This is a genomic window from Blautia massiliensis (ex Durand et al. 2017), from assembly GCF_051861785.1.
Taxonomy (GTDB): Bacteria; Bacillota; Clostridia; order Lachnospirales; family Lachnospiraceae; genus Blautia_A; species Blautia_A luti_A.
In genome coordinates this window covers 3,348,695-3,363,635 of the sequence record NZ_CP146725.1, presented here as the reverse complement: position 1 = coordinate 3,363,635, position 14,941 = coordinate 3,348,695, and the positions used below count along the sequence as shown (strand labels likewise).

The 14,941-nt window shown below is 44.9% G+C and carries 13 protein-coding genes, 2 tRNA genes and 1 riboswitch; of the genes, 5 read left to right on the top strand and 10 right to left on the bottom strand.

Annotated features, from left to right (window positions below):
- Nucleotides 1-113 precede the first annotated feature (113 nt).
- Complete coding sequence (locus V9W66_RS15795) at nt 114-794, top strand: Crp/Fnr family transcriptional regulator (protein ID WP_144093863.1); 681 nt, start codon at nt 114-116, stop codon at nt 792-794.
- Here V9W66_RS15795 and V9W66_RS15790 read toward each other — a convergent pair.
- From V9W66_RS15790 to V9W66_RS15780, 3 genes are all read right to left on the bottom strand, one after another.
- Nucleotides 791-2,614 (bottom strand): DUF6020 family protein, encoded by a 1,824-nt coding sequence (locus V9W66_RS15790; protein WP_144093864.1) that lies wholly within the window; start codon nt 2,612-2,614, stop codon nt 791-793. The genes V9W66_RS15795 and V9W66_RS15790 overlap by 4 nt on opposite strands.
- Nucleotides 2,615-2,716: 102 nt before the next feature.
- Entirely contained in the window at nt 2,717-3,016 is a 300-nt protein-coding gene (trxA, locus tag V9W66_RS15785; protein ID WP_021651804.1) for a thioredoxin, read from the bottom strand.
- A gap of 49 nt (nt 3,017-3,065) precedes the next feature.
- Nucleotides 3,066-3,968, bottom strand: a complete 903-nt coding sequence (locus tag V9W66_RS15780) for an NAD(P)/FAD-dependent oxidoreductase (RefSeq protein ID WP_144093865.1) — start codon at nt 3,966-3,968, stop codon at nt 3,066-3,068.
- 312 nt (nt 3,969-4,280) lie between these two features.
- Between V9W66_RS15780 and V9W66_RS15775 the strand changes: the two genes are divergently transcribed.
- Both V9W66_RS15775 and V9W66_RS15770 read left to right on the top strand, forming a co-directional pair.
- Nucleotides 4,281-5,465, top strand: coding sequence for an iron-containing alcohol dehydrogenase (locus tag V9W66_RS15775; RefSeq protein ID WP_144093866.1), 1,185 nt, complete (start codon nt 4,281-4,283; stop codon nt 5,463-5,465).
- A gap of 130 nt (nt 5,466-5,595) precedes the next feature.
- Nucleotides 5,596-5,668: transfer RNA gene (locus V9W66_RS15770), tRNA-Phe, on the top strand.
- A 102-nt stretch (nt 5,669-5,770) separates the two neighbouring features.
- Here V9W66_RS15770 and V9W66_RS15765 read toward each other — a convergent pair.
- Complete coding sequence (locus V9W66_RS15765; RefSeq protein WP_092071426.1) at nt 5,771-6,850, bottom strand: 3D domain-containing protein; 1,080 nt, start codon at nt 6,848-6,850, stop codon at nt 5,771-5,773.
- 162 nt (nt 6,851-7,012) lie between these two features.
- Between V9W66_RS15765 and V9W66_RS15760 the strand changes: the two genes are divergently transcribed.
- Both V9W66_RS15760 and V9W66_RS15755 read left to right on the top strand, forming a co-directional pair.
- Entirely contained in the window at nt 7,013-7,702 is a 690-nt protein-coding gene (locus V9W66_RS15760; RefSeq protein ID WP_144093867.1) for a lysozyme family protein, read from the top strand.
- A 166-nt stretch (nt 7,703-7,868) separates the two neighbouring features.
- Nucleotides 7,869-7,941, top strand: a tRNA-Gly gene (locus tag V9W66_RS15755).
- 164 nt (nt 7,942-8,105) lie between these two features.
- On the opposite strand, the gene V9W66_RS15750 is transcribed toward V9W66_RS15755, so the two are convergent.
- From V9W66_RS15750 to groL, 6 genes are all read right to left on the bottom strand, one after another.
- Nucleotides 8,106-9,290, bottom strand: coding sequence for a phosphoribosylaminoimidazolecarboxamide formyltransferase (locus V9W66_RS15750; RefSeq protein WP_144100405.1), 1,185 nt, complete (start codon nt 9,288-9,290; stop codon nt 8,106-8,108).
- A gap of 38 nt (nt 9,291-9,328) precedes the next feature.
- Complete coding sequence (locus V9W66_RS15745) at nt 9,329-10,042, bottom strand: IMP cyclohydrolase (protein ID WP_144093869.1); 714 nt, start codon at nt 10,040-10,042, stop codon at nt 9,329-9,331.
- Nucleotides 10,043-10,128: 86 nt separating this feature from the next.
- Nucleotides 10,129-10,210, bottom strand: a riboswitch (ZMP/ZTP riboswitch).
- A gap of 97 nt (nt 10,211-10,307) precedes the next feature.
- The gene (locus V9W66_RS15740; protein WP_242872606.1) at nt 10,308-11,024 is read right to left on the bottom strand and encodes a peptidoglycan recognition protein family protein; all 717 of its coding nucleotides are present in this window, start codon (nt 11,022-11,024) and stop codon (nt 10,308-10,310) included.
- A gap of 112 nt (nt 11,025-11,136) precedes the next feature.
- The gene (gene guaB / locus V9W66_RS15735; protein ID WP_015524354.1) at nt 11,137-12,591 is read right to left on the bottom strand and encodes an IMP dehydrogenase; all 1,455 of its coding nucleotides are present in this window, start codon (nt 12,589-12,591) and stop codon (nt 11,137-11,139) included.
- A gap of 68 nt (nt 12,592-12,659) precedes the next feature.
- The gene (locus tag V9W66_RS15730) at nt 12,660-13,163 is read right to left on the bottom strand and encodes a DUF6106 family protein (RefSeq protein ID WP_144093870.1); all 504 of its coding nucleotides are present in this window, start codon (nt 13,161-13,163) and stop codon (nt 12,660-12,662) included.
- Nucleotides 13,164-13,276: 113 nt separating this feature from the next.
- Nucleotides 13,277-14,896 carry a chaperonin GroEL gene (gene groL, locus V9W66_RS15725; protein WP_022426640.1) on the bottom strand — a complete coding sequence of 540 codons (1,620 nt, stop codon included), beginning with the start codon at nt 14,894-14,896 and terminating at the stop codon, nt 13,277-13,279.
- Nucleotides 14,897-14,941: the final 45 nt, after the last annotated feature.

Sequence of the window (14,941 nt, the reverse complement as noted above, 5' to 3'; positions counted from 1 at the left end):
ACAGTAACAAACAGGGATTTCCCTCCTGCCGCAAAAATACCGTTTTTGTTGTATTTCCATCCAAACAGCGTTAAAATGAGTACTATATATTTTTATGAAGGAGTAATCTTTTTATGGATCGAAACAGCTGTCTGAATTATTTTCAGGCGTTTCCCTTCTGGGAACATATGACGGAAGAAGATCGGAATTTTCTTCTTGATAACATTCGCGAGCTTCATTACCCGGCAGGTGCTGCCATACAGTCTGAAGAGCGCCAGTGCCTGGGAACTCTTTTTCTTCTGAAGGGAGTTCTCCGTGTTTATCTACTGTCCGCTCAGGGAAAAGAGGCTACCCTGTACCGTTTAAGGAACAGTGACATCTGCACTCTTTCCGCCTCCTGCATGCTTTCTGCCATTACATTTGATGTACAGATCGATGCAGAAACAGACTGTGATCTGCTTCTGCTTCCGGCAGTTCCTTTTTCCCGGCTGATGAAAAACAATATCTATCTGGAAAATTTCATCTACAAACGGACAACTGAACATTTCTCAGATGTGATCGCAGGAATCGAACGGACATTTTTTATGACCCTGACTCAGAGAATCGCAGCCTTTCTTCTGGATGAAGCTGCAGATACCGGTTCCGATGAGCTCGCTCTCACACAGGAAGCCATCGCCCGCTCCATCGGAAGTGCCAGAGAAGCTGTCAGCCGCAGCCTTAAAAAAATGAATAAAGACGGCTCTATCCAGATCTCACGGGGATCGATCCGCATTCTGGATAAAAGACGTCTTTATGAAATGATGAATACTTTTTAATTTGAAGATGTTTTAGGTGCCGGCTGCAGGATCCACCAGAACAGCATCGGCATAATAGGCATTACCGGCCACATATAACGGATCAGTCCATTTACCGGAGAAACAAGACATATCAGTATATTCAGCACCGGTATGGCAAAGATCAGGAGTTTTTTCCATTGTTTCTTCACCAGAAGATACCCCATCAGCAACAGAGTAAGCCAGGTATACGTTCCTGCACTTAAGATAAGTCCCAGCCCAGGTGCACGCATCCATAATTCATCATAAAGCCTGAATAGATACTGAATCTTTTTTGGGCCCACATAGCTGACATCGATCCCGGATTTTTTCTGATACAGTTTATCTATGTAAAACCGGTACACGCCCTGCTGTCCTCTTCCCATATGGAACGGATCATTATAGCTGTAGGTGTTATTCAATGTCGCCTGGACATATACTCTCGGATGACGACGGAACATGGCAAACCAGGCTTTAAAATAATCGTTCATGTATCCATCCAATTTAGGATCCTCGTCATTATCTCTGAATCTGAATGTGTTTTTCACAGGATCCGACAGTTCCGGATTATACTTCTCGGCAAGAACATCATAATCCAGAATCCTGTTTATCGCTTTCTTCTCACTTGCGGTTACATCATCCGGATATTCTCTCAGATATCGGGCAGTCTGCTGAAACGGTACCGAAAGCATTTCACATCGGGATCCAGGTGCCACGCCAAGGGCAGGTGCTGCCCCCTTTTCTACGCCCAGATAACAGGCAAAAACACAGACAGCCACAATAAATGCATATTTCCTCGCGCCCTTTACCAGGAAGAAAAACAAAAGGATCAAAGAAGGCAGGATCAGATGAATGCCATTATTTCGGGTAAGACAAACACTGATTCCCAGAAGAAATAAATATACTGCCTTTCTCTTGGAAAAGGAATGACAAATATCTATATACACTGCAAAATACAAAGTAATGACTGCCGTATATAATCCATCTTTGATCACTGCCTGCGCATAGCTTCCAAATATGGGAACAAATGCAAACAGCAGAACAGTACCAAAAAGTATCCATTTTGGAGCCTTCCATCTGTACAGATAGCGGACTACCGCACTGTAACACCAGATTTCCACAGAAGTAAACACAATGATGATCAGAAATACTCCAAAATTATAACACCAGATAGTTTTTCCAAGTGTCAGCAGTCCACCCATGATCATCGTCAGGACCCATGGATGATGATTGTCCAGCGGCATAGCTCCCAAAAATACATCCAGCTGCCGAAATCCATCTGCCGGGATCGAACCTGGGAGAAATGCCAGGATAAACGGTGTCCATCCAATGATCATAGATATCTTTGCCAGGCGGAACCACATTACTTCTTCCTCTCTGGCCGGAATACGCCCGCAGGCCTTTCGGAAAAACTCCATCTCAGGAATCCTCCAGAAATAAGTGATTCCCATATCACAGATAATATAAAATCCTATAAAGCATCCGGCTGAGATCAGGATCTGTTTCTTTGCGCCAAACAGAAAATCCCAGTTTTCATTTGTAAAATAAGAAGTTCCAAGAAGCATTCCCGCCGAAAAGATCACTGCCAAAACATGTGCCTGCCAGTTTCTGTATTTCCGGTAGCCCTCCCATCCTTTCACGTATAAAATAAGAAGCAGGATCCATGCAAGCAAGCTCGTGCATCCCAATCCATTATAAATATCGCTCACTTTTTTTGCAGAAGTATTTCCATCCATTGGAAGGCCCGTAAAAGAAAGGGCCAGCGCTGTGATCATTGCCGCGATCACAGGCACTGCATTCTTTTTTATTATTTTCTCATCCATATTTTTATTAACCCTTGTCTAAAATTTTCAGTAAACCAACAATGCTCCGGAAACCGTTTCGGTTCCCAGAGCTGTATCTGTTTTTTCTGTTTTCTGTTTTGGTTACTGAAGCGCTGCCTCAAGCTCTGTCTTTGATGTCAGTCCCACAAAACGTGCAGTCTCTTTTCCTTCTTTGAATACCAGCAGTGTGGGGATACTCATGATCTTGTACTGCTGTGCCAGTGATGGCTCTTTGTCTACGTCAACCTTGCCAACCTCATATCCGGCTTCTGCAAGCTCTTCCACGACCGGAGCCTGACGTCTGCATGGTCCGCACCAGGTTGCCCAAAAATCTACCAGTACCGGCTTTTCTGCCTTTAATACCTCAGTTTCAAAATTGTCTGTTGTAAAAACTTTTGCCATGATAAAATTCCTCCTTGATCCTGTATTTATTTTTAGTATCAGCTTATGCTTACGCCTTCAGAAGCTTCCGCACATACTGACAGGCGGAAAGTCCTGCCTGGGCACCGTCATGAACAGCTTTTGCCACCTGGAGAAGTCCACCGGTGCAATCACCTGCTGCATACAGTCCCGGAACTGTAGTCTCCATCTCTTCATTGACCCGGATATTTCCTTTTTCATTCAGTTCCGCTCCGATCTGGCGTGCCATCTCCGAGCTTCCGGCTGTACCAAGTGCTACAAAGACTCCATCTGCCGGCACAAAAGAATCTGCTCCGGTACCTGCTTCCTGCATGGACACATCACTTTTCAGGCGGATGCCGGAAACACGCTCATCCCCTTCGATCGCCTGGATCTTCATGGTGTTAACCGGAAGCGGATTTTCTCTTGAAAATTCCGGTTTCTTTCCATCTGTAAAGATCGTCACACGGGAAGCGGTATGAGAAAGTTCTTCTGCTTCATGAAGAGCAAAATCACTGTTTCCAAGCACTGCCACTTCTTTTCCTCTGTAAAAAAATGCGTCACATACTGCGCAGTAGCTGACACCTTTTCCCTCAAATTCCTTTACTCCCGGAATCCTGGCAGAAGCTCTCCTGCTTCCGGTTGCCAGGATCACGCTGCGTGCCTCAAAATCTCCTGCGGTAGTTTTCACCTCAAAAGTATCAAAACCACCCATTCCCACAACCTGGGCATCCAGGATCCGTACTCCAAGTGCTCTTGCCTGGGCAAGACCTCTTTCGAAAAGCTCTCTGCCGGACAGCGGCTGCTCCAGTCCGTAATAGTTCTCAATCTTCTCCGCTTTTTCCAGTGAACCGATCCCTGTATTTATGATCAGCGGATCCATATTTCCTCTTGCCGCATAAAGTGCTGCCGAGATCCCGGCCGGACCTGCTCCTATGATAATGATATTCTCCATTCCAGACACCTGCTTTCTTCTTCGTTTGGATCTGTTCTATAATATACGCTTCGCATTGGTCTGTTTCTGTGATCAGGTCACTTTTCCTTCACAGAAGTCATTATACCACATTCCCCCAAAATTACACCTTTTTTTCAATGGCTTTTATTTGCGTCTGTTTCTCTTCTATGCTATTATTATAACGACTTTAAGCCAATTAAATGAATCAAGATGATACCCCTGCGGGATCATAAATATCTGCTTGACCTGTAAGGAAACGGATTCCTTATATTTATCAATAGATCATGAATCATAAAAAGGAGCCTAATCTCTATGAGAAATTTTGAATATTTTACCTCTACCCGGGTTATTTTCGGAAAAGATACACACCTTAAGATCGGCACTGTTCTAAAAAAGCAGAACTGCAGCAAAGTACTGATTCATTATGGCAGCCACAGTGCAGTAAGCTCCGGTCTGATCGATGAGATCCGATCTTCTCTGGATGAAGCTGGAATTTCCTATGTCACTCTTGGCGGTGTGGTTCCCAATCCCCGTCTCTCCAAGGTACGTGAGGGTATTGAGCTTTGCCGCAAAGAACAGGTTGATTTTCTTTTGGCTGTTGGCGGTGGCAGCGTTATTGATTCCTGCAAGGCCATCGGCTATGGACTTGCCAATCCGGATACAGATGTATGGAACTTTTTTCTCCGCACCGAAACCCCAAAAGCCTGTCTTCCTGTAGGCGTTATCCTGACGATCGCAGCTTCCGGAAGTGAAATGAGCGGATCCTGTGTGATCACCAATGAAGAGGGCTGGCTGAAACGGAGTAGTGCCCGCAACGATCTGTGCCGCCCACGTTTTGCTATTTTAAATCCCCGCCTCACCTATACCCTGCCGCAATATCAGACCGAAAGCGGCTGTGTGGATATCCTGATGCATACTATGGAACGGTACTTTGTAAATATCGAAACCATGGAGATCACCGACAGTATCAGCGAATCTCTGATGCAGACCGTGATCTATAACTCCCGGATCCTGATGAAGGAGGCGGATAATTATACTGCACGGGCAGAGATCATGTGGGCCGGCAGTCTTTCCCACAATGGACTTACCGGCTGCGGAACCGGCGGTGGTGACTGGGCCTGTCACCAGCTGGAGCATGAACTGGGCGGCACCTACGATGTGGCTCACGGAGCCGGTCTTGCCGCTTTGTGGGGAAGCTGGGCACGTTACGTTTATGATGCAAATCCGGAACGCTTTGCCCAGTTTGCAGTCAATATCTTTGACATTCCCTGCAGTACCGACTTCAACAAAACTGCACTTGCCGGCATAGAAGCCATGGAAGATTATTTCCGCTCCATCCAGATGCCTACCAGCCTTCATGAGCTTGGTCTTGATCTTACAGAAAAGGAGATCCATGATCTGGCGTTTAAATGCAGCTTTGAAGACACCCGTACCATCGGTGTGTTCAAACAGCTGAACATGAAAGATATGGAAAAAATCTATCTCGCTGCCAGATAAATCTGTAGCCATAATATTGCAGATGTTTTTTTGAAAATCAGATTTTTCAGAAAAACATCTGCTTTTTTTATTTTTTCCTTGCATTCTCTACATAAATGTGTTAAAGTAACAAAGTACTCGAAAGAGACATGCCCAGATAGCTCAGTTGGTAGAGCAGAGGACTGAAAATCCTCGTGTCGCTGGTTCGATTCCGGCTCTGGGCATTATTTTTTTACTCTGATCGCAGAATAGCCTCTGCTGGTCAGAGTTTTTTTATACAAAACTGCTGCAAATCCCTTGTGGAATCTACAGCAGTCTTTTTCTGATCACTGAAGCAAATAAACTTCTGTATAAAACACGCCCTTCTGCTCTGCTTCGGAGTGTGTTGCCACATATACATCAATGCAATTGGTCCGGATCGCTCCTCCGCAGTCCTCTGCAACATAAACCTGTCCATTGATCACTACTTTGGAACCGTATGGGATCTGACTCGGATCCACTGCGATCGTACGGTTGGTAGTGGCCGTTACTCCTGTGGAAGTAATTCCATTCGCCCATGGTCCGCAGCAGATGCTGCACGGACAATAATGCGTGATCCGGAATGTTCCCAGTGGTTTCAATGTCGCGTCAGAAGATACTGATACCGGCGTTCCGATCTGTACGCCAGCTGCGGTACTTCCGGAACCACCTGTGGAAGTTACACCATCCACCGCATCCGCAAAAACGCCCTCCCCGGAACTCTTGGTAAGGGATCCTGCTTTTGTATTCTTTTCCTGCTCTGCCTTGGCCACTTCCGTAGCCTGATAACCTTCCAGACAGCTGGTCGGAATATAGCCGACGTGATCGGAACCACTGTCATCTGTGTAAACGATCCTACTCCAGATAGCATCTACCGTACCTGTTCTTTTCAGTTCATCATCCTGAAGGACCTCTCCTACAACCTCTCCGTCCTTCTTGCCGGGATAATCCAGGATATCACTGTCCTGTGCCGCTGTAACTGTATCCGTAAATTTATTTACGATCTCCGTATCACTGAGCACGCTGTCCGAAACATAACCGATGATCTTGTCCTCACCTTTCTTTTGGAAGGTCACCTTGCTCCAGCCATTGTCACAGACTGCAACTCTTTCAAGTTTCGTTCCCAGGATCACAGAACGCAGCTCTGTACCACTGTCTCCCGGATTGGACCGGATTTCCGTATTTTTCGCTGTAACATAAAGCGTATCACTCTTCGCCAAAACATTTACTGTATTTCCCGCCCCATCATCGATCTGAAACTGCTGAGGTGTTTTTTTCTCCTTTGTATATGTATCCAGTGTTGCTTCATATCCCAGTACCTCTGCTGATACGGATGCAGGGAAAAGCATAGAAGCACATAAAATAACTGCCAGAAGCTTTTTTCGCATGAAATCTTGCCTCCTTTCTTCCGGCATTCTACGGTTTGTCCCGACTATCATAGCATATCAGATCATATTTTGCAATTTCACAGGACAGTCTTCAGAAATTTTTAACAAAAAGATCATATTTTTTAACTGGTCAAATCTATCCGTAACGGATACAATACTTATATGAATATAAAACACAAGAAACCAACCCTTACTAAAAAACAGCGCCACAGACTCCGTGTACAGCAGGTGCGAAGGCAGAAGATCTTTCTGACATGTCTTTTTCTGCTGATCGTGGGCTGTATCCTTCTGCGTTTTTCCAAATTTTCCGGCAGGCAGGAGGAAGCCCATCAGATCAATGCAGCCTGTGAAGCTTATCGCGATGAGGTTTCCAGCGAAGCAGCACAATATGATATGTCCGACTATGTAGACCTGATCCTGGCTGTGATGATGCAGGAAAGCTCCGGACAGGGTACCGATCCCATGCAGTCCTCAGAAGGAGCCTACAACACCAGATATCCGCAGCAGCCCAATGGTATCACAGATCCTTCTTACTCTATTTCCTGTGGCATCCAGGAACTGAAATATGCTCTGGATAAAGCCGGCTGTACCGGTCCGACTGATCTTTCCAAAATCCGTCTGGCTCTGCAGGCATACAATTTCGGAGCCGATTCCTATTTTGCTTATCTGGAAGAAAACGGTCAGACTGTGTGGACGGCCCAAAGTGCTCAGGCCTTTGCTCAGATGGCAAGCGGCAACACACAACGTGATGAAGATGATCCCCTTCATGATCCTGCCGGTCCATGGGACTATGGTGACCAATACTATCCGGATCATGTTTTGCGCTATTACCACTTAGACAATAACTCATAAACCACCGAAATATTGTCATATACAAGTTCTATTTCAGATGTCTGGAATAAACTTTATATGTTGTATATAATTTCAAAAAAATTCCAAAAAACATTTGACAGAATATAAAATTTATGCTAATATATGTCTTGTCGCTGAGGGAAATACTTGAAGCGATAAAGCATATGCGATAGTGGCGTAGTTGGTAACGCGCGACCTTGCCAAGGTCGAGACCGCGGGTTCGAGCCCCGTCTATCGCTCTTCAGAACTCTGAGTTTTTCAGAGTTCTTTTTTTATTTTTAAAACTATCCTTTTTCGATCAAAAAGTCCCGAGTCTGATCTCTTTTTTCCAGAAATCCAGATTCGGGACTTTATATTTTTATCTTTTATTTCAGCTGCATATCATGGCCAAGGCCTGCATCTTTTAGTGGTGGAAAAGGCGGATTCCTGTAAATGCCATCACCATTCCATACTTATTACATGTATCGATAACTGCGTCATCACGTACAGATCCACCCGGCTCTGCAATATATTTTACACCGCTCTTATATGCGCGCTCGATATTATCACTGAACGGGAAGAATGCATCGGATCCCAGTGTCACGCCGGTAAGACCATCCAGCCATGCTCTCTTCTCTTCTTTTGTGAACACTTCCGGCTTCTCTGTGAATGTCTTTTCCCATGCACCATCTGCAAGGACATCCATATATTCCTCACCAATGTAAACATCAATGGCATTATCTCTCTCCGCACGTGTGATCGTGTCTTTAAACGGAAGCTCCAGTACCTTCGGGCACTGACGGAGATACCAGTTATCTGCTTTCTGGCCTGCAAGGCGTGTACAATGTACACGAGACTGCTGTCCTGCACCAACGCCGATAGCCTGTCCGTCCTTAACAAAGCATACAGAATTGGACTGTGTATATTTCAGGATGATCAGAGAAACCTTCATATCTCTCTTGGCTTCTTCCGTAAGATCTTTATTCTCTGTTACAATATTGGAGATCAGCGCATCATCAATTGCCAGCTCCTGACGGCCCTGCTCAAAGGTGACTCCAAATACCTGTTTGTGCTCCAAAAGTTCCGGAACATAGTTTTCATCGATCTGAATCACATTGTAATTGCCTTTTTTCTTCTGCTTCAGAATTTCAAGAGCCTCCTCTGTATATCCTGGTGCGATCACACCATCAGAAACCTCTCTCTTGATCAGCATTGCGGTATCTTTATCACAGACATCAGAAAGAGAAATAAAATCACCAAATGATGACATACGATCTGCACCTCTTGCTCTTGCATACGCACATGCAAGCGGGGAAAAATTCTTCCAGTCCATATCATTTACCCAGTAGATCTTTGCCAGTGTCTCATTCAGCGGAAGTCCGATGGAAGCACCTGCCGGAGATACATGCTTAAATGAAGTTGCTGCCGGAAGTCCGGTTGCTTTCTTAAGGTCACGTACCAGCTGCCAGCCATTAAAGGCATCCAGGAAGTTGATGTATCCTGGTCTTCCGGAGAGTACCTGGATCGGAAGCTCACTTCCATCTGCCATATAGATCTTTGATGGTTTCTGATTTGGGTTACATCCGTATTTTAACTGTAATTCTTTCATGAAAAAGCTCCTCCGTTCTCTGTGATATCCCTATTTTCTTATTTATTCTTGTTTACGATCCTGGATTCATAATTTCCTGTCTCAATGTCAATAAAACGAACAAAGAGAGAAACTTTATTATCCTGGTTCAGGCTCTTCCAGAGGAGATCCGTAAACTCATCAATATCGTTTGGGATCTCTACCAGCTTCGGCTCTCCCTCGAAACTTGGAAGTGGATTTCCATCGCATTTATAAGTATGGATAAAACGTCCCTGTCCTGCCGCCGCATTCTCATAGGCGAATGTATAACGAAGACAGGAATCCGGATTTCCGTTATTGCTCTTTAAAATAGACATCGCATAATTGAATTTACCGTTTTCAACATGAAGAACGCCTGAAATACGAGGTGTATAGTTCGGCGCATCCGGCTCAAACTCTCTGCTGCGGAGAGACTGTTCAAAGGTGAGCTGTCTGTCCATTCCCTCATAGATCGTATCTGTCTGATCACCGTTTGTTACGATGGTCTTATTTCCAAGGACACGTACCGGTGCATAAATGATCAGGCTCGGGTCTGTAAGCTTGGATGGATCAAAAGCCTGTGTACGGATTCCTTCCCCATCCTCAACAAAAATACGGTTTCTGCTGTTCTCGCTTCTTCCCATAATAAAATATGCAGTAACTGCATGTTTCCCGTCAGCGGAACGTCCGATCACAATTCCTCTTCCCGGATAGGAATTTTCTTTCAGTTCTTTTTCAAGTGAAAATGTCGTCATTTTTCACAGTCCTCCTTGTCTAATGTAAGGCCCGGGGTTTACCCCAGGATATGAACGGTAACAAAAAACCGCCTGGACACCCCTTATCAGGCTGCCCAGGCGGTCGGCTTCTCACTTCACTGCACTCCCTGTAGGTAATCCTACTTTCCGCCAGTCATGCAGCTTCTGCTGTTATACTACAATACTTCTTCTTAATTTTCAAGCCCCTATTTTCAGAAATTATTTTTCCAGACTTCTTGTTGCTCACAAAATAAACAATAACACTTTATTTCCCCTGTAATGCATAATCTGTCTGGATCTGTGCTGCAATGTCTGATTTCATCTGGATCCATGCATCGGGATTTTCCACATAATACTTCGGACAGTCTTTACCTGTGACATCATAATGACGGATCACCTGATCCGAAGTCAGTCCAAAGCGTGTACAAAGCCACGCTGTCAGCTTTACCGCCGAATCATAGGTTGCTGTATTAAACTGCCCTGTTTCATCCGGATGGCAGCATTCAATGGATATGGTATCTACATTTCTGGAATTTGTGGCATAGGATATTTCCGAAGTAGGGATACATTGTACCACTTCTCCCTCCAACCCTATCACAAAATGACTGCTGACTTTGTTGTCCTGCGTTGTCGCAAGATTTTCAAAATAATTCCGGTTGGATACGGCAGTAGATCCCGGATTGGCCGTATAATGAATGGCTATATAATTTACCTGTTCCATAGAAATCTGTGGTCTGGAATAGGAATTCGGTGTCAGAAGCTCCACATCAATAAAAGGTGCTCCTTCTGCCTGCCATTGTTCCGGTCCGCCATTTCCGCTGGCATTCCCGGATATTTCTTCCTGTCCGGACTGAGTTTCACTCTGTTCCATGCGCATCTCAAAAAATGCGTATCCTAACGCACACGCAGCAAAAGCAACGATCACAATGATACATATCAGCACAATCCTCTGCAGGATCTTGATCGGGTTCTTTTTTCTCAAAGACTTCTTTTTTCTTCTGGAAGACCCGGAGGAAGTTTTCTTTACGGAAACAGGCCGCCCGCTATGGGACGGCCTGGGTGACTTTTTACCGGTCTTACCTTTTTTTCCTTTATTATTCATCTACACTGTAGTTTGGAGCCTCTTTTGTGATGTGGATGTCATGTGGATGTGACTCTTTAAGAGATGCAGCTGAAATCTTGATGAATCTGCCTGTTGTCTTAAGCTTCTCAATATTTTCTGCTCCACAGTAACCCATACCGGATCTTAAACCACCGATCAGCTGGAATACGGTATCCTCAACATGTCCTTTATACGCAACACGGCCCTCAACACCCTCCGGCACAAGCTTCTTTGCATTCTCCTGGAAATAACGATCCTTGCTGCCATTCTCCATAGCTGCGATAGATCCCATTCCACGATATACTTTATATTTTCTGCCCTGATAAAGCTCGAATGTTCCCGGACTCTCATCGCATCCTGCGAACATGCTTCCCATCATGCAGACATTGGCACCTGCTGCGATGGCCTTGGTGATATCTCCGGAATATTTGATACCACCGTCTGCAATGATCGGAATTCCGTAGCTGTTAGCCACTTCATAACAATCCATAACTGCAGTAACCTGCGGAACACCAATACCTGCAACAACACGTGTTGTACAGATAGATCCCGGTCCGATACCAACCTTGACTGCATCTACTCCAGCCTCGATCAGAGCCTTGGTAGCTTCGCCTGTTGCAACATTACCTGCGATTACCTGAAGCTCCGGATATGTTGCCTTGATCTCGCGGACTGCTTTTAGAATGTTTTCTGAATGACCATGTGCAGAATCAATTACGATCACATCTACATTAGCTTTCACAAGCGCATCAACACGTGCAAGCACATTTGCTGTGATGCCAACCGCAGCACCACAGAGAAGTCTTCCCTGTGCATCCTTGGCTGCAAGCGGATACTTGATCTGTTTCTCGATATCCTTGATGGTAATAAGTCCTTTTAAATTAAAGTCATCATCTACAATGGGTAATTTCTCCTTACGGGATTTCGCAAGGATCTTCTTGGCATCCTCAAGTGTGATTCCTTCCTTAGCTGTGATCAGTCCTTCTGAAGTCATGCACTCCTTGATCTTTCTGCTGAAATCTGTCTCAAATTTAAGATCACGGTTTGTGATAATACCTACCAGTTTTCTGCCTTCTGTGATCGGAACACCGGAAATACGGTATTTCGCCATCAGGTCATTGGCATCCTTCAGTGTATGCTCTGCTGAAAGATAAAATGGATCGGTGATAACACCGTTCTCAGAACGTTTAACTTTGTCAACCTCTTCTGCCTGTGCCTCAATGGACATATTCTTGTGAATGATACCGATACCACCCTGTCTGGCCATAGCAATTGCCATTCTGTGCTCTGTAACTGTGTCCATTCCCGCACTCATCATGGGGATATTCAGCTTTACTTTCTTGGTTAAATACGTTGAAACATCAACCTGATTCGGAATTACTTTAGAATAAGCCGGAACCAGCAGGACATCATCAAACGTAATGCCTTCACCAATAATAGTACCCATTGCATTTCCTCCCTTTGTGTAAGATATTTTAAATTTGTGAACTAGTGTAACAAAAAACAAGATTCATGTCAATCCAAAAAAACTTTACTCGGTGCAGAATTTTTCATGGTATTGGCAAGTTCATCATCCAGCTCCAGGATCACCTTGCAGGTTTCTCCGCTGTCTCTTACGATCATGGCATAGCGCTTATGATCCTCAATACCTGAGGAAAAGTCTACGGTTTTCATCTTCTGATTTCCGTTGTAATAATCCATTCTGTGGGATTTCAGAGGTGCCACAAGATCAGCCTCCGCAAGCTGAAGTGATTTTACTCTTTTCCTCTTTGACTTGGACATGATCATATCAATATCCAGTTCCCCGTTAACAAACAGATATTCATATTCCAGGTCTGTTTTCGGAATTACAAAATAGCATGCAACACCAAGAGCGATAGCCGGAACCAGAAGAAGTGCATTCAGCACCAGACCTCCCAGAACCATGATCACGGTCAGTGCAATAAGACCGTATTTTATAGCAAGATCCTTCCCTGTCTGTTTCTTCTTTACCAGAAGTTCTGAATATAAGTCACTCATTTGCTTCTTCCTTTCGTAATTTACTGATTTCTTTTGATTATAGCACAAAAAGAGAGCCGCGTCCATGACGCAGGCCCTCTCATTTTGTAAATTATTTACCTGCCTGCTTGAAATTACATCATTCCCATTCCCGGGTTTGGTGCCGGAGCAGGAGTATCCTCTTTGATCGTAGAAACTACAGCCTCTGTTGTAAGAAGTGTAGATGCAACACTTGTTGCGTTCTGAAGTGCACTTCTTGTAACCTTTGCAGGATCAAGGATTCCATTCTCAACCATGTTTACATATTTCTCATTCAGAGCATCAAAGCCTGTACCTACCTCAGACTCTCTTACCTTGTTGATGATAACAGCGCCTTCCAGTCCTGCGTTTGCAGCAATGTGGAACAACGGAGCCTCAAGGGCTTTCAGGATCACATAAGCACCTGTCTTCTCATCTCCCTCAAGTGTTGCTGCAAGTTTTGCAACCTCTTTGGAAGCATGGATGTAAGCAGATCCGCCGCCTGCGATGATACCTTCCTCAACAGCTGCTCTTGTTGCTGCAAGAGCATCCTCAAGACGAAGCTTTGCTTCTTTCATCTCTGTCTCAGTAGCAGCACCTACACGGATAACAGCTACGCCGCCTGCCAGTTTTGCAAGTCTTTCCTGAAGTTTTTCTTTATCAAACTCGGATTTTGTCTCCTCGATCTGCGCACGGATCTGAGCAACACGTTTTGCGATGGCATCTTTATCGCCAAGGCCGTCAACGATAACTGTATTCTCTTTTGCAACCTTAACGGATTTTGCACGTCCGAGCTGCTCCATTTTAGCTTCCTTCAGATCAAGACCGAGCTCGTCAGAGATCACCTGTCCGCCTGTCAGGATCGCAATATCCTGAAGCATCTCTTTTCTTCTGTCACCATAGCCAGGTGCTTTAACAGCTACTACCTGGAAGGTTCCTCTCAGTTTGTTAACGATCAGGGTTGTGAGAGCCTCACCCTCAACATCTTCTGCAATGATGAGAAGCTTTGCACCAGCCTGAACAACCTGCTCAAGAAGCGGAAGGATCTCCTGGATGTTGCTGATCTTCTTATCTGTGATCAGAATATACGGATCATCAAGAGTTGCCTCCATCTTCTCCATATCTGTAGACATGTATGCGGAAATATATCCACGGTCAAACTGCATACCTTCAACAAGGTCAAGCTCTGTATGCATGGTCTTGGACTCCTCAACAGTGATAACACCATCCTTGGAAACCTTCTCCATAGCGTCTGCAACCAGCTGTCCAACCTGCTCATCACTTGCAGAGATTGCGGCTACATTAGCGATCTGAGCTTTTCCGTTGATTGCCTGGCTCATGTTCTTGATTGCTTCTACTGCAACATCCGTTGCTTTTTTCATTCCTTTTCTGAGGATGATCGGGTTCGCTCCTGCTGCCAGGTTCTTCATTCCCTCATGTACCATTGCCTGTGCAAGTACAGTCGCTGTTGTAGTACCATCACCAGCTACATCGTTTGTCTTGGATGCAACCTCTTTGATGATCTGAGCGCCCATATTCTCGAATCCGTCCTCAAGCTCGATCTCTTTTGCAATGGAAACACCATCGTTTGTGATAAGCGGAGCACCGAAAGATTTGTCAAGTACTACATTTCTTCCTTTCGGTCCAAGTGTTACTCTTACTGTATCTGCAAGTTTATTTACACCAGCTTCAAGTGCTGCTCTTGCTTCTGCGCCGTATTTGATCTCTTTTGCCATGATAAAATGACCTCCTATTTATATTGATATACGATAAGATGTTTA

Coding starts and splice junctions, on each gene's coding strand:
- V9W66_RS15795 (WP_144093863.1), top strand. CDS start 114: ATGGATCGAAACAGCTGTCTGAATTATTTTCAGGCGTTTCCCTTCTGG.
- V9W66_RS15790 (WP_144093864.1), bottom strand. CDS start 2,614: ATGGATGAGAAAATAATAAAAAAGAATGCAGTGCCTGTGATCGCGGCA.
- trxA (WP_021651804.1), bottom strand. CDS start 3,016: ATGGCAAAAGTTTTTACAACAGACAATTTTGAAACTGAGGTATTAAAG.
- V9W66_RS15780 (WP_144093865.1), bottom strand. CDS start 3,968: ATGGAGAATATCATTATCATAGGAGCAGGTCCGGCCGGGATCTCGGCA.
- V9W66_RS15775 (WP_144093866.1), top strand. CDS start 4,281: ATGAGAAATTTTGAATATTTTACCTCTACCCGGGTTATTTTCGGAAAA.
- V9W66_RS15765 (WP_092071426.1), bottom strand. CDS start 6,850: ATGCGAAAAAAGCTTCTGGCAGTTATTTTATGTGCTTCTATGCTTTTC.
- V9W66_RS15760 (WP_144093867.1), top strand. CDS start 7,013: ATGAATATAAAACACAAGAAACCAACCCTTACTAAAAAACAGCGCCAC.
- V9W66_RS15750 (WP_144100405.1), bottom strand. CDS start 9,290: ATGAAAGAATTACAGTTAAAATACGGATGTAACCCAAATCAGAAACCA.
- V9W66_RS15745 (WP_144093869.1), bottom strand. CDS start 10,042: ATGACGACATTTTCACTTGAAAAAGAACTGAAAGAAAATTCCTATCCG.
- guaB (WP_015524354.1), bottom strand. CDS start 12,591: ATGGGTACTATTATTGGTGAAGGCATTACGTTTGATGATGTCCTGCTG.
- V9W66_RS15730 (WP_144093870.1), bottom strand. CDS start 13,163: ATGAGTGACTTATATTCAGAACTTCTGGTAAAGAAGAAACAGACAGGG.
- groL (WP_022426640.1), bottom strand. CDS start 14,896: ATGGCAAAAGAGATCAAATACGGCGCAGAAGCAAGAGCAGCACTTGAA.